Annotated in this window: 14 protein-coding genes; 12 read left to right on the top strand and 2 right to left on the bottom strand. The window is 58.2% G+C overall.

The window, feature by feature from the left end; all coding sequences use genetic code 11:
* The first annotated feature begins 67 nt into the window (after window positions 1–67).
* The 7 genes from AC2FIS_RS13635 to AC2FIS_RS13605 all read left to right on the top strand — a co-directional run bounded on the left by AC2FIS_RS13635 (window position 68) and on the right by AC2FIS_RS13605 (window position 4,553).
* Entirely contained in the window at window positions 68–400 is a 333-nt protein-coding gene (locus AC2FIS_RS13635; protein ID WP_496773887.1) for an AtpZ/AtpI family protein, read from the top strand.
* Between the two features lie 2 nt (window positions 401–402).
* Entirely contained in the window at window positions 403–1,161 is a 759-nt protein-coding gene (locus AC2FIS_RS13630) for a F0F1 ATP synthase subunit A (RefSeq protein ID WP_108861308.1), read from the top strand.
* A 48-nt stretch (window positions 1,162–1,209) separates the two neighbouring features.
* Window positions 1,210–1,434: a F0F1 ATP synthase subunit C gene (locus AC2FIS_RS13625; RefSeq protein ID WP_005981269.1), complete on the top strand. Its 225-nt coding sequence runs from the start codon at window positions 1,210–1,212 to the stop codon at window positions 1,432–1,434.
* Between the two features lie 86 nt (window positions 1,435–1,520).
* Window positions 1,521–2,072: a F0F1 ATP synthase subunit B' gene (locus AC2FIS_RS13620; RefSeq protein WP_058273311.1), complete on the top strand. Its 552-nt coding sequence runs from the start codon at window positions 1,521–1,523 to the stop codon at window positions 2,070–2,072.
* A 5-nt stretch (window positions 2,073–2,077) separates the two neighbouring features.
* Window positions 2,078–2,638, top strand: a complete 561-nt coding sequence (locus tag AC2FIS_RS13615) for a F0F1 ATP synthase subunit B (RefSeq protein ID WP_496723324.1) — start codon at window positions 2,078–2,080, stop codon at window positions 2,636–2,638.
* Between the two features lie 268 nt (window positions 2,639–2,906).
* Complete coding sequence (locus AC2FIS_RS13610; RefSeq protein WP_496773885.1) at window positions 2,907–3,767, top strand: hypothetical protein; 861 nt, start codon at window positions 2,907–2,909, stop codon at window positions 3,765–3,767.
* 3 nt (window positions 3,768–3,770) lie between these two features.
* Complete coding sequence (locus tag AC2FIS_RS13605; RefSeq protein ID WP_496773883.1) at window positions 3,771–4,553, top strand: class I SAM-dependent methyltransferase; 783 nt, start codon at window positions 3,771–3,773, stop codon at window positions 4,551–4,553.
* A 3-nt stretch (window positions 4,554–4,556) separates the two neighbouring features.
* Here AC2FIS_RS13605 and AC2FIS_RS13600 read toward each other — a convergent pair whose 3' ends face one another.
* Window positions 4,557–5,327 carry a FadR/GntR family transcriptional regulator gene (locus AC2FIS_RS13600; protein WP_496773882.1) on the bottom strand — a complete coding sequence of 257 codons (771 nt, stop codon included), beginning with the start codon at window positions 5,325–5,327 and terminating at the stop codon, window positions 4,557–4,559.
* Window positions 5,328–5,482: 155 nt separating this feature from the next.
* Here AC2FIS_RS13600 and AC2FIS_RS13595 point away from each other — a divergent pair, with 155 nt between their 5' ends.
* The 5 genes from AC2FIS_RS13595 (at window position 5,483) to AC2FIS_RS13575 (ending at window position 12,101) form a co-directional block, all read left to right on the top strand.
* A complete protein-coding gene (locus tag AC2FIS_RS13595) occupies window positions 5,483–6,682 on the top strand; it encodes an aminotransferase-like domain-containing protein (protein WP_496773880.1) in 1,200 nt (399 codons plus the stop codon).
* 57 nt (window positions 6,683–6,739) lie between these two features.
* Window positions 6,740–7,123 (top strand): hypothetical protein, encoded by a 384-nt coding sequence (locus AC2FIS_RS13590; RefSeq protein ID WP_496773879.1) that lies wholly within the window; start codon window positions 6,740–6,742, stop codon window positions 7,121–7,123.
* 139 nt (window positions 7,124–7,262) lie between these two features.
* Window positions 7,263–10,718 (top strand): chromosome segregation SMC family protein, encoded by a 3,456-nt coding sequence (locus AC2FIS_RS13585; protein ID WP_496773878.1) that lies wholly within the window; start codon window positions 7,263–7,265, stop codon window positions 10,716–10,718.
* Between the two features lie 54 nt (window positions 10,719–10,772).
* On the top strand, window positions 10,773–11,123 hold the full coding sequence (locus AC2FIS_RS13580) for a hypothetical protein (RefSeq protein ID WP_058273303.1): 351 nt from the start codon (window positions 10,773–10,775) through the stop codon (window positions 11,121–11,123).
* Window positions 11,124–11,303: 180 nt separating this feature from the next.
* Window positions 11,304–12,101, top strand: coding sequence for a class II glutamine amidotransferase (locus AC2FIS_RS13575; protein WP_282120838.1), 798 nt, complete (start codon window positions 11,304–11,306; stop codon window positions 12,099–12,101).
* Between the two features lie 52 nt (window positions 12,102–12,153).
* Here the strand turns inward: AC2FIS_RS13575 and AC2FIS_RS13570 are convergent, their stop codons facing one another.
* On the bottom strand, window positions 12,154–13,317 hold the full coding sequence (locus AC2FIS_RS13570; RefSeq protein WP_496773877.1) for a lytic murein transglycosylase: 1,164 nt from the start codon (window positions 13,315–13,317) through the stop codon (window positions 12,154–12,156).
* Window positions 13,318–13,319: the final 2 nt, after the last annotated feature.

Raw genomic sequence — 13,319 nt, 5'->3', positions numbered from 1 at the left:
GAACACCGTTGACTCTGTGCCTCCTGCCCCTTAGCACCCTACCCAAGACTGTGCGAGGGAATTGCCCGTGACCGATGACGACCAAAAGCAGCGTATGGCGCAGCTGGAGGCCAAGATCGACGCGGCAAAAAAGGCCAAAGCGCCGAAACCTCGTGCGGATGCTGACGTGTCCGGGGGCGAGCTTGCCTGGAGGATGGTCATCGAAATGGTATCCGGTCTGGGGATCGGATTTGGCATCGGATACGGGCTGGACAGCCTGCTCGGGACAATCCCGATATTTCTGGTGCTGTTTACAATACTGGGCTTGGTCGCCGGGGTGAAGGTTATGCTCCGCAGCGCACAGCAGGCTCAGGAAAAGCAAACGGCGGCTGAGGCAGCCGACAAGGACGAGAGGGACTGAACGTGGCGACTGAGACCACCGCAGCAGAAGGCAGCAGCCTGGTTTTTCATCCGATGGATCAGTTCATCGTCAAGCCGCTTTTTGGCGGTGACTCGATTGCCTGGTACACACCGACCAACGTGACCCTGTGGTTGTTCCTTGCCATCCTTGCCATCATCGGCCTGCTGGTCCTGAGCACCTCGAAACGCGCCATCGTTCCAACCCGTATGCAATCGATCGCGGAACTGGCTTATGGCTTCATCTACAAGATGCTCGAAGACATTTGTGGTAAAGAGGGCGTCAAGTATTTCCCCTATGTCATGACCTTGTTCATGTTCATCGTGACCGCGAACTTCCTGGGTCTGATCCCGACATCGTTCACCACCACATCGCATTTCGCGGTGACCATCCCGCTGGCGCTGGCCGTGTTCCTGACCGTGACCATCCTGGGTTTCGTCAAGAACGGTGCCGCGTTTTTGGGGTTGTTCTGGGTGTCCAGCGCCCCACTGGCGCTGCGTCCGATTTTGGCGATCATCGAGCTGATCTCGTACTTTGTGCGCCCGGTCAGCCACTCTATTCGTCTTGCCGGTAACGTCATGGCGGGCCACGCGGTTATCAAGGTGTTCGCAGGCTTTGCCGCGATTGCCGTGATCTCACCCGTGTCCGTTCTGGCGATCACCGCAATGTACGGTCTCGAGGTCCTGGTGGCCTTCATCCAGGCCTACGTATTCACCATTCTGACCTGTGTTTACCTGAAAGATGCACTGCATCCTTCGCACTAAGGTCCGATACCCAAACATCGAAACTTCCAATTCGTAAGGAGAAACATCATGGAAGGCGATCTCGCACACATCGGCGCAGGCCTGGCAGCAATCGGTTCCGGCGCAGCCGCAATCGGGGTGGGCAACGTAGCAGGCAACTTCCTGGCCGGCGCCCTGCGCAACCCTTCGGCGGCTGCTTCGCAGACCGCAACCCTGTTCATCGGTATCGCATTCGCAGAAGCCCTGGGGATCTTTGCATTCCTGGTCTCGCTGCTGCTGATGTTCGCCGTCTAATCTGCGGAACCTGATCCTTACGCGCAGGTGGGTCCAAGCCATAGCGGCCCACCTGTTGTAAAGACAACGTTCCGACGGAGGACATCATGGCGACAGAACCCGTATACGAAGAGATTGCAGGTACCTGCGTTGACTCTCATGGGTCGGCGATCGGGATGCCCCAGCTCTGCTTCGATTGGTTCCCCAACCAGATTTTCTGGCTGGTCATCACGCTGGTCGTCATCTTTCTGGTCCTGTCTCGCGTGGCCTTGCCCCGCATCGCGGCAATCCTGGCGGAACGTCAGGGGACCATTACAAATGACCTGGCTGCGGCCGAAGATCTGAAGGCCAAAGCGGTCGAGGCTGAAGAGGCCTATAACAAGGCGCTGGCCGATGCCCGTTCTGAGGCACAGCGTATCGCAGCGGAAGCCCGCGCTGAAATCCAGTCCGGTCTGGATGACGCGATTGCCAAGGCAGACTTGGAAATCGCTGCAAAGGCGGCTGAATCGGAAAAGGCAATTGCCGATATCCGTGCCGGCGCGCTGGAAAGCATTCAAGTGGTTGCCAAGGATACGGCAGCTGAACTGGTCACAGCACTGGGCGGCGAGGCAGATGCCAAAGCCATCGACAGTGCAATTGACGCGCAGACGAAAGGATAAGTGACATGCGGAATACTCTTGCCCTTATCCTGACCGTCGGCGCCGCCAGCCCTGCGCTGGCTGCAAGCGGCCCGTTCTTCTCGCTTGGCAACACCGACTTTGTGGTCCTTCTGGGCTTCATCGTTTTTATCGCGGTCCTGTTCTATTTCAAGGTTCCGGGCATGATTGGTGGCGCGTTGGACAATCGCGCCGACGGCATCAAGTCCGAACTGGACGAAGCCCGCGCCCTGCATGAAGAGGCACGCAGCCTGTTGGCCTCGTACGAGCGCAAGCAGCGTGAAGTGCAGACTCAAGCGGATGCCATCGTGGCCGCAGCCAAAGAAGATTCTATCTTGGCGGCAGAACAGGCAAAGGTCGATTTGGAGAATTCCATCGCCCGCCGTCTGGCTGCAGCTCAGGACCAGATCGCTTCGGCTGAGGCGTCAGCTGTCAAGGAAGTCCGCGATCAGGCCATCACCGTTGCGGTATCGGCTGCCAACGCAGTTCTGGCCAAGCAGATGACGGCCGCACAGGCGAACAAACTGATCGACGCAGCGATTGCGGATGTTGGTGACAAACTGCACTGACACCGACAGATTGCAGACGAGTAACAGAAGTGACCCGGAAGCCGCATGCTTTCGGGTCACTTGTTTTCTACAGGGGCGACGCGCGATCCTAATCTAGTCACTTGTGCAGCGAATCCGAATTGTGATTTGACGGATGCGAAGGCGTTGTTTGGGCATTTTAGGACAGAGCCATAGTGTGTCCACCTTCCTTTCCGGAGGCTCTGGGATTGCACAGAACAAGGTCGGATGAAGTAGAAAGCTGAAATCCGGAAACAGGAAAAGAGTGACCGTGCCCGCCACAGACAACACAGTTTCCATGAACATTGTCGGCGCGGTGCGCAACGGGGGGGCGGCTCTGAAAGAAACGATCCACCGGATCGAAGACCTGTCGAAACGGGTGGGGCAATACTCGGTCATCATTGCCACCAACGACAATACAGATGACACCGATCAGATACTGTCTGAATACGCGAACCGGAGTGCCGAGGTTCAGATCATTCGGCTGGATGGTGTGATCTCGGGCATTACTGAACGTGTCGAGCGTATCACCGCTGCTCGAAATTCTATACTTGAAACTCTCGAAAAGAATGGTCGTGACAACCACCTGACTCTGATGCTGGATTTAGACGGGCCGAACATCTGTCTGAATCCCGAAGCTGTTTTAGCAGCGGCCAAGCGTTCGGATATTCAGTGGGAAGCGGTTTTTGCAAACTCAAGGCCAGCCTACTACGACTTATATGCCTTGCGCTGCCGGGGTTGGTGCGAACAGGATGTCTGGCAACAGATACACAACGCGCGTAAACCTTTGTTTGGTAAACGAAAATGGCGTCGAAACCTTTTGAAGACTATGATCCATGACCGTCAGTTTCATATTCCAGAAGATTGCCAACTTATACCTGTCGACAGCGCTTTTGCAGGCGCAGGCCTTTATAAAACTCAGGCGTTACGAGGCCTGAGATATAGATGCCGAGATGAGGAGAACCGGCTGGTCTGTGAACATGTCCTGTTTCATCAGGAAATGCGTACACGAGGTGCCAGGCTCTATATCGACCCGGCGTTGACGACTATCGCGCCGCAAGAGCATCTTGGTGAAGGCAGCGGAGCACCATTTCAACCGAACCTACAAGACCTTTCGAGCGGAGCAACGTGATCAATGCCCTATTCTCCAATCACCGGGCAACTTGGAGTGTTGCTTTTTGAAAGCGAAGTGATCGGGCGACACCCGGCAAAGTACTTTCTGGATGAAAGCTGCGGTTATATCTGGGTAGAAAACCCGACATGGCTGGAAGAAGCGTATAGCGATGCCATCGCGTTGACGGATACAGGGATCGTCGCCCGAAACCTGTCGAACCTGCGCCGTGTTTCAACAGCCATGCGTGCGAATGGTCTTGCAGATGCCCGTGGGATCGACATTGGCGGAGGCTATGGGCTGTTTGTTCGCGGCCTAAGGGACATTGGACTGAATTTTCACTGGTCCGACCCCTATGCAGAAAACCTATTGGCGCGTGGGTTCGACGCGGATGATGGAACATATGCAGTTGCGACGGCCTTTGAAGTTCTTGAACATTTGCCGGATCCGCTTTCGCACTTAAAAGAGGCGCGCACGAAATTTGGTTTCGAAACGCTCTTTTTTTCGGCGACTTGCTTCGATCCAAAGGATCTACCGCCGCGCGACTGGTGGTACTGGGCTTTTGAGACGGGCCAGCACATCAGCTTTTTCTCTGAGCAAAGCCTGGATTATATGGCTGAGCAGTTGGAGATGCGGAAAGTCCACCTCCGTGGAGACCTTTATGCCTTCACTGCGCGGGACAGCCTCACGTGGCCCAGCCGGTGGCAGCAATGGAGAATTCTAAAAGCGTTCCGCCGCGCCAGCCTGACGCAACAGGACTATGAAGACATGAAGCAACGCGTAAAGTCGATGCAACTAAAACGTTGACGATCACAGTGTGCCTGCCTCGTGCTGAAGGCGTTGCTGAGCGATTTCTTCGTTTCTTTCTGCTTTTTGCTGATCGGCCATGCAGCGTTCAACAAAGCTTAGATGTTCTTGAACCGCGTGTCTGGCCGCAGCCGGGTCGCGTGCCTGAAGCGCCGTGTTGATGGCGCGGTGCTGGTCCAGAATTGCTTCGCGCGTCGTTTGCTGGTGGAACATCATCTGGCGGTTATAGAACACGCCCTGCCGCAACAGATCGTACATTGACCGCATCATATGCAGCATGACCACATTATGGCTGGCCTCGATGATTGCCATGTGGAATTGCGCGTCCAGCTGCGCCTCATCTTCGGTCGCGTTACGGATGTGGGCGGCTTCCATCTTGTCAAAGATCGTCTGAACCACCTTCAGGTCGCTGTCCGAGCCCAGCCGGGCCGCGCGCTCGGCGGCTAACCCTTCCATGTCGCGCCGGAACGAGAGGTAATCGAACACCGCCTCGTCATGGCTGCCGAACAGCCGGATCAGCGCCGGGGAGAAGGCTGAGCCCAGAACCTCGGCCACATAAATCCCGGACCCTGCCTTGGCTGTCAGCAAGCCTTGGTCTTGCAGGTCTGCGATTGCGTCGCGTAGGGAAGGCCGGGATACGCCCAGCCGCTCGGCCAATTCGCGTTCGGCGGGCAGACGTTCGCCGGGGCGCAGTATGCCGCGCAGGATCAGCAGTTCAATCTGGCGAACCACTGCGATTGAAAGCTTTTCGGTCTGAACTTTTTGAAAAGGCATGCGGGCGTCATTCCGGAAATTGGTCAAATGATATGACCACGGATGGCGGCGAGGTTCAAGAATGCGGGGTCACGTGGTCTAAAATATTAGGTCAGCATTGTTGACTTTATGCTGTTCCTCTCTACGCTGGCCGTCACTGAGAGCGGAGGAGACTCATGTCTACGCACGAATTGTTCGCCACGCGGGCATCCCGGATGAAAGCGTCTGAGATACGCGAGTTGTTAAAGCTGTTGGATCAGCCGGGGATCATCTCGTTTGCAGGCGGCATCCCCGATCCTGCGTTGTTTCCAGCCGAAGGGTTCTCTACCGCCTTTCAAGCTGCGTTGGGGCCGGACCAGCAGGCCCAGGCGTTGCAATATTCCGTCAGCGAAGGTTACGTCCCGCTGCGGGAATGGCTCGTCGACCACATGCGTTCAATCGGAGTGGAATGCGGGCTTGAGAACATCTTGATCACATCGGGCTCGCAGCAGGCACTGGATTATCTGGGTAAACTCTATCTGTCGCCGGGCGATACTGCGCTGGTCGGATGGCCAACCTATCTGGGCGCATTGGCCGCTTTCAATGCCTATGAACCGCGGTTTGACCGCCTCAGCATCAATGGCAATCGGGGCGCGGTTGAGTACGCGGCGTCAGCGGGCGAAGGCGCGGTCAAATTCGCCTATCTTTCGCCAGACTTTGCCAACCCGACGGGTGAAACCGTGAACTTGCGGGGGCGAAAGGCGCTGCTGGATCTGGCAGATGCGCTGAACTGTGCAGTGATCGAGGATGGAGCCTATCAGGCCCTGCGTTATGACGGGGATGCCATCCCTCCGGTTCTGGCGCTGGAATTGGCACGCAAAGGGTCGATTGAGGACTGCCGTACGATCTATTGCGGTAGTTTTTCGAAAACCTTGTCTCCGGGGTTGCGGGTTGGTTGGGTCGTGACGGCAAAGCCAGTGATTTCGCAATTGGTGTTAATGAAACAAGCTGCCGATCTGCATTCGGCAACGATTAACCAGATGGCCATTGACCAGGTGGCACGGGCTTGTTTCCACACGCATATTCCAATGCTGCGTCGTGTCTACGGTGCCCGCCGCGATGCCATGCTGCAGGCGTTGCAGGACCATATGCCAGACAGGGTTCAATGGACCAGGCCCGAAGGCGGCATGTTCATCTGGCTGACATTGCCGGTCGGTACACACGGGGCCGATTTGTTGGCCCGCGCGCTGGACACGGTCAAAGTCGCCTTTGTCCCGGGTGGGGCGTTCTTCCCGGATGGCAGCGGGACCAACACGATCCGGCTGAGCTTCTCGAACTCGGATGAGGATACGATCCGCGAAGGTATTCGCCGATTGGGTGAGGTTTTGCGGGCCTGATCGGCGGAAAGGTTTTGTTAACCTTGATGGCGCAATGCTGGGGGTATGATCCGGTACGTGTCCCTTCTAGTGCTGGCCGCTTGCTCGGCCGGCACGCCCCACTTTCGCGATGTGCCTGCGACCCGTGTGGCAGTGAACGGCAGTGTATTTGATGTGCGGGTCCGCGATCAACTGGCCGAGGCTGTACGCATCAACTCTCAATATGCTCCGCGCCTTGGCCCCATCCGCGACCGGGCCGCACTGGCTATGGCACAGGTGTCGGGTTGCCCGTTGTTGGATGTTCTGGGCGACGCTGCGGTCACCGTGGGCATTCTGGGTTGTGACCGGGAATTGGGGGAAAAGCTGATTTTTGGCAGCCTTCTTCGCGGTCCCTATGAATGTATCGACTATGGCTACTACGAAGACTATGGCTATCAGGTTTTTGAGTGCGCTCCTTACTGAGATACGCGCTTTCTTGCGTATTTTGGCAAGATATTGTGGATAACTTGGCGGGAAATCCCATATCCTGCGTTACTCCGTTGACTCACCCCCAATGGGTTGCGCAGACTTCCAGATATAGGAATCATGGGACGAGCGGCCTTTGCGGTTCAGCAAACTTAAACTCACCGGCTTCAAAAGCTTTGTTGACCCGACCGATCTGATTATCGCGGATGGGTTGACCGGTGTGGTGGGCCCAAATGGCTGCGGCAAGTCCAATCTTCTGGAAGCATTGCGTTGGGTAATGGGTGAAAACCGCCCCAAATCCATGCGCGGTGGCGCGATGGAGGATGTGATCTTTGCCGGGGCCGCAACGCGTCCGGCCCGCAATTTTGCCGAAGTTGTCCTGACGATGGATAACTCGGAACGTTTGGCGCCTTCGGGGTTCAATGACAGCGATCAGTTGGAAATTGTGCGTCGCATCACCCGCGATGTCGGCAGCGCTTACAAGACCAACGGCAAAGATGTTCGGGCGCGCGATGTCCAGATGTTGTTTGCCGATGCCTCGACCGGCGCGCATTCACCTGCACTGGTGGGGCAGAACCGCATTGCCGAGCTGATCAACGCCAAGCCCCGTGCGCGTCGCCGCATTCTGGAAGAGGCGGCCGGTATCTCGGGCCTTTATCAGCGCCGCCACGAGGCGGAGCTTAAGCTGAAGGGCACTGAATCCAACCTGACCCGTGTTGATGACGTGCTGGAGCAATTGGGCACCCAATTGGCGCAGCTTGCGCGGCAGGCGCGTCAGGCCGCGCGGTACCGTGAGATTGGGGAGCAACTACGGCAGGCTGAAGGCATGCTGCTCTATCGCCGCTGGAAAGAGGCTGACATGGCCCGCCAACAGGCCGAAGACGTCTTGCGCGAGCGGATCACCGAAGCCTCGCGCGCCGAGGCCGAAGCCCGCGCCGCCAGCGCCAAGCGGTCTGAAATCGAGGAAATTCTGCCGCCTCTGCGCGAGGAAGAGGCAATCGCCGCCGCCGTCTTGCAACGACAGCAGGTACAGCGCGACCAACTGGCTGATCAGGAAACCCGCGCGCGTCAGACGATCGAGACGCTGACCAACCGCATTCAGCAATTGGCCAACGATATCGAACGCGAAACCGGCCTGAACCGGGACGCGGGCCAGATGATTGAGCGTCTGGAATGGGAAGCGCGCGAACTGGCCAAAGCGGCAGATGGGCATGACGACAAAGTGGCTGAGGCCGCTGAGATCGCGCGCGAAGCCGCATCCGTGCTGCAAGATCGAGAAGATCACCTGTCGCAGGAAACCGAAGATGTGGCGCGTCTTGTGGCGCGTCACCAGTCGGCTCAGCGTTTGGTCGAAGATAGCCGCAAGACGCTGACCCGGTCCGAAGGCGAAGAAGAGAAAGCCCGTGCTGCGGTAGACGAAGCCCGCAATGCTTTGACCCGCGCCAGCGAAGCGTTTGAGGAAGCGCAAGAGGGTGAGGAAGAAGCGCGCGAGGCCGCTGAGGCCGCCGACGAAGCGCTGGCCGCAGCGGACGAGCTGCGCAATGAAACGCAGGCGCGAGAAGCCGAAGCGCGCGCCCAGCGGTCTGAGGCCGAGGGTGAACTGGGCGCGATCCGTGCCGAGACATCCGCCTTGGCCAAGCTGGTCGAACGGGATACGGCGGAAGGCGGGCAGGTTCTGGATCTGCTGCGGGTCGAGCCCGGCTTTGAAAAGGCGCTGGGGGCGGCACTGGCTGACGACCTGCGTACACCTTTGGTCGATGCCGACGGACCGTCCGGCTGGGTGCAAGTGTCAGGCTACGATGCAGATCAGCCCCTGCCCGATGGTGCAGAACCATTGGCGTTGCATGTCTCGGGCCCAGACCGTCTGAGCCGCCGGATCGCTCAGATCGGATTGGTTGATGCGGATCAGGGCGCGCGGCTGCAAGCCTCATTAAAGCCGGGGCAGCGTCTGGTGTCCCGTTCGGGTGACTTATGGCGTTGGGATGGGTTCCGGGCATGGGCCGAAGATGCGCCAAGCGCTGCAGCTTTGCGGTTGGAACAGCTCAACAAGCTTGAAGCTCTGAAACAGGAACTTACCCGCGCCGAAGCGCAGGCTGATGGTGCCCGCGCCGCGCATGAAGCGCTGTCGCAGCAACTGGCGGATGTCACCGAGGCAGACCGCCGGGCCCGTGAAGCCCGACGCGCCGCCGATCAGCGGATGGCAGAATCCGCGCGCGGGCTGAGCCGGGCCGAGGCTGACCGCAATCTGGCGCAGGGCAGGCTGGAAACGCTTACCCTTGCCGTTGACAGACACAAGGATGATGCCATGTCTGCCCGCGCGCAACTGCGCGAGGCCGAAGGTGCTCTGGCCGGCCTGGGTGACGTCGACAGCGCGCGCGCGCAGGTCGAGGATATCAAACAGACGGTTGAGGCCGCGCGGATCACCATGCTGACCCATCGCTCATCCCATGATGAGCTGCGCCGTGAAGGCGAGGCACGAACCCGGCGGGCCCAGGAAGTGACCAAGGACCTCAGTGGTTGGCGGCACCGGTTGGAGTCAGCAGAAAAACGTATCTCGGAACTGGTCGAACGCAAGGAAAGCTCTGAGGAAGAACTGTCTGAGGCGATGGCCGCCCCGGGTGAGATCGCCGAAGCCCGCGAAGAACTGAACGAGTTGATCGAGACAGCCGAGGCCCGGCGCGCCGAGGCCGCCGACAAGCTTGCCGAGGCTGAGACGCAGCAGCGCGAAGTCGTGCTGGCCGAGCGAGAAGCTGAACGCTTGGCGTCTGAAGCCCGCGAATCCCGTGCAGCGGCCGAAGCGCGCTGTGACGCAGCCAAAGAAAGCGTCGTGGCCGCCGCTGAGCGGATCGCTGAAGATCAGCAGCTGACGCCGAACCAGTTGCTGAACCAACTGGATGTGAATCCCGACCAGATGCCTGCAGCCGACGCGCTGGAGGCCGAAGTAAACCGCCACAAGCGCCAGCGAGACGCGATGGGTGCGGTGAACCTGCGGGCCGAAGAAGACGCCAAGGAAGTTCAGGAAGAGTTCGATACGCTGAACACCGAAAAGGCTGATCTGGAAGAAGCGATCAAGGCCCTGCGTAGTGGGATTGCCAGCCTTAACCGGGAAGGCCGCGAGCGTCTTTTGACCGCGTTTGAGCAGGTGAATTCGAACTTTGCCATGCTGTTTAAGCACCTGTTCGGTGGCGGTGAGGCGAATCTGGTCATGGTCGAAAGCGACGATCCGCTGGATGCCGGGCTGGAAATCATGTGCCAGCCACCGGGCAAGAAGCTATCCACTCTCAGCCTGCTTTCGGGCGGCGAGCAGACCTTGACGGCGACCGCGCTGATCTTTGGCGTCTTCCTCGCCAACCCCGCGCCGATCTGTGTGCTGGATGAGGTCGATGCGCCACTGGATGACGCCAACGTCACCCGTTTCTGCGACCTGCTGGACGAAATGTGCCGCCAGACGGACACTCGCTTCCTGATCATCACCCACCACGCGGTGACCATGGCGCGGATGGACCGGCTGTTTGGCGTGACTATGCAGGAACAGGGCGTCAGCCAGTTGGTTTCAGTCGATCTGAAAAAGGCCGAACAGATGGTCGCCTGATCGTTCACTGCAACGTTATGCCTCAATCGCCCGGTGGCGGGGTAAGGTGGCAGCATGACCCGATATCTGATCTTTGCCTTGTTGGCTGCCAGCCCGGTTGTGGCGGCGGAATGGCCAACAAAACCCGGAGATGTCCCGCTTTCATCTGCCGAGCTGGACGCCCTCGCGGGGCGAACGCTGACCTTCTATGACGACGGACAGTCCAAGTTTTCGGCTGGTGGGGCTTATTCCTTTACTTACGCCAGCGGGGATTCTGCGTTTGGGACATATTCCATTGCCGACGACGGCAGTGTCTGCATTGCGTATCGTAACGGATTCAGCCGCTGCGATCTCTATGTACGCAGCGGTAAGCGCCTAGTTTTGATTGACGAGAAAGGCGACCGATACCCGGTCCGGCCTGAATGAGTTTGGTAGCCGCCTCGACGATCAGGCATCGGATCCAAGTAGGGCATTATTTGATTTAAGATTCGCGTTTTGCGTTGTCATTTGATCGAAATATTGCCGAATGCCCGCGAAGAATGGTGAGTTTTCTTGTCTGAGCCGGTGGTATGCTCTCAAAAAATTCATACTCAATGGGGCTAACAGATGTGCCGATTTCTGGCTTGGGCAGGCGCAAAGCGTTATCTAGATGAATTGGTTCTGAACCAAGAGCAATCGCTTGTCATTCAGAGCCGAAATGCTCTGATCGGAAAGACGCCGATCAACGCAGATGGATTTGGCCTTGCCTGGTATTCCGAACGTGAGACGCCTTGTTTTTACAAGGACACTAACCCCGCCTGGTCGGATGCCAACCTGAAACAGCTTACGCATCACACCCGGTCGCATCTCTTTCTGGCCCATGTGCGGGCATCAACTGGTACTGCAACTTCGCGGAACAACTGCCACCCGTTTGGCGTTGGAAAATGGAGTTTTATGCATAATGGGCAGGCCGGAGGGCATGACCGTATCCGGCAGGAGCTGGACGGGATGATACCACCTGACCTCTACAGCCACCGGCTTGGCGCAACCGAAAGCGAAGCGATTTTCCTGATTGCCCATGGCGAAGGTCTGGATATCGATCCGATCGGCGCCATGGAGCGGGCAGTCCAACGTGTCGAAGATCTGTCACGACGCCGAGGTACGATGCCATATCTTCGCTTTGCCGCTTGTTGGTCGGACGGCGATCGCCTTTTTGCCGCCCGATATGCCTCGGACCGCTTTGCCCCAAGCCTCCACTACAAGGCGTGTAAGGATGGGTTCATTATTTCGTCCGAACCGTTGGACGCGAATAGCGGCGAATGGACTGAAATCCCTGCCAATACGGCGATTGAAACGCGGGGAGGGGCGTTGACTTCACACGCGTTTGAACCAAAAGCGCCGCATCACCGCGCCGAGGTTGCATAACTCTGTGGTGTTGCGTCCGGATGCGTCCCGTCTGTGCGGGACGCATCGGGGCTCATAACTGATTGAGCAAATCAGCTGTTGGCCACGCATCCGCGGGCAACCCCAGCCGTGCCTGTTCGGCCTGAACGGCAGCCCGCGTGCCGGCACCCAGAATACCATCGATCTTGCCCACATTATGCCCACGCGCTTGAAGCTTGGTCTGCAATTGCTTCATCTGCGCGCCCGACAGGCCTTGTGGCGGGGAACCTGCGTCATAGATTTGGCCGCCCTCCAACCGCGTACCGAAATAGGCAGCGGTCAGGACATAAACAAAGCTCTGGTTCCATTCGAAATAGACGTCAAAGTTTGGGTAGGCCAAGAATGCGGGGCCGTTGCGACCCTGTGGCAGGATCAGCGACGCGGGCAGATTGGCCAGAGATCCGCTGCGCGCTTGAACGCCCATCGCCTGCCATTCGGATACGGACCGCGACTTGCCGGGGCCGGACAGGGACCAGTCCATCTGGGCGGGAACAGTTACCTCCTGCAGCCAGGGCTCACCCGGACGCCAGCCCAAATGCGACAGCATCTTGCCGCCCGACATCAGCGCATCCGGGGCTGAGGTTTTTAGCGAGACCTTGCCGTCGCCATCCCCGTCCACGCCATTTTCCAGAATGTCGCGGGGCAACATCTGCACCATACCGATCTCACCTGCCCAGGCTCCGGTCGTGCGGTTGGGGTCGAAATCCCCTTGGCTGTAGAGCTCGATGGCTGCAAAAACCTGTGGTCGAAACAACTCAGGCCGGCGGCAGTCATGCGCCAGAGTGACCAGAGCGTTGCGGGTGTTGAAGTCACCTTGTACCGCGCCATAGTCGGTCTCGAACGCCCAGAACGCCAGCAGTACACCGCGCGACACGCCGTATTCCCGCTCAATCCGGTCAAACACCGTATCGTATTTGCGAGACATGGATTTGCCGCGATCAATCCGGTTTTGCGAAATCAGACGGCGTGAAAAATCGATGAAAGGTATTTGGAATACGCCTTGCGCCCGATCCGCCTTTAGAACCGCGCTGTCCTGCTGAACACCTTTGAAAAAGCTGTTCACAGTGGATTTATCGAACCCTTGCTGAACGGCCTCGGCCTTCAGACCCTTCACAAAGGAATTGAACCCGCCGCCACATTGGGCCAGGGCGGGAGAGGTGAGCAGGGTGGCGGCAATGATGCCCGAGAGTAAACGCATTT

This window comes from Ruegeria sp. CDSB113 (genome assembly GCF_059611045.1).
Note: the sequence above shows the minus strand (reverse complement) of the source record. Positions and strands in the feature narration are given on the sequence as shown.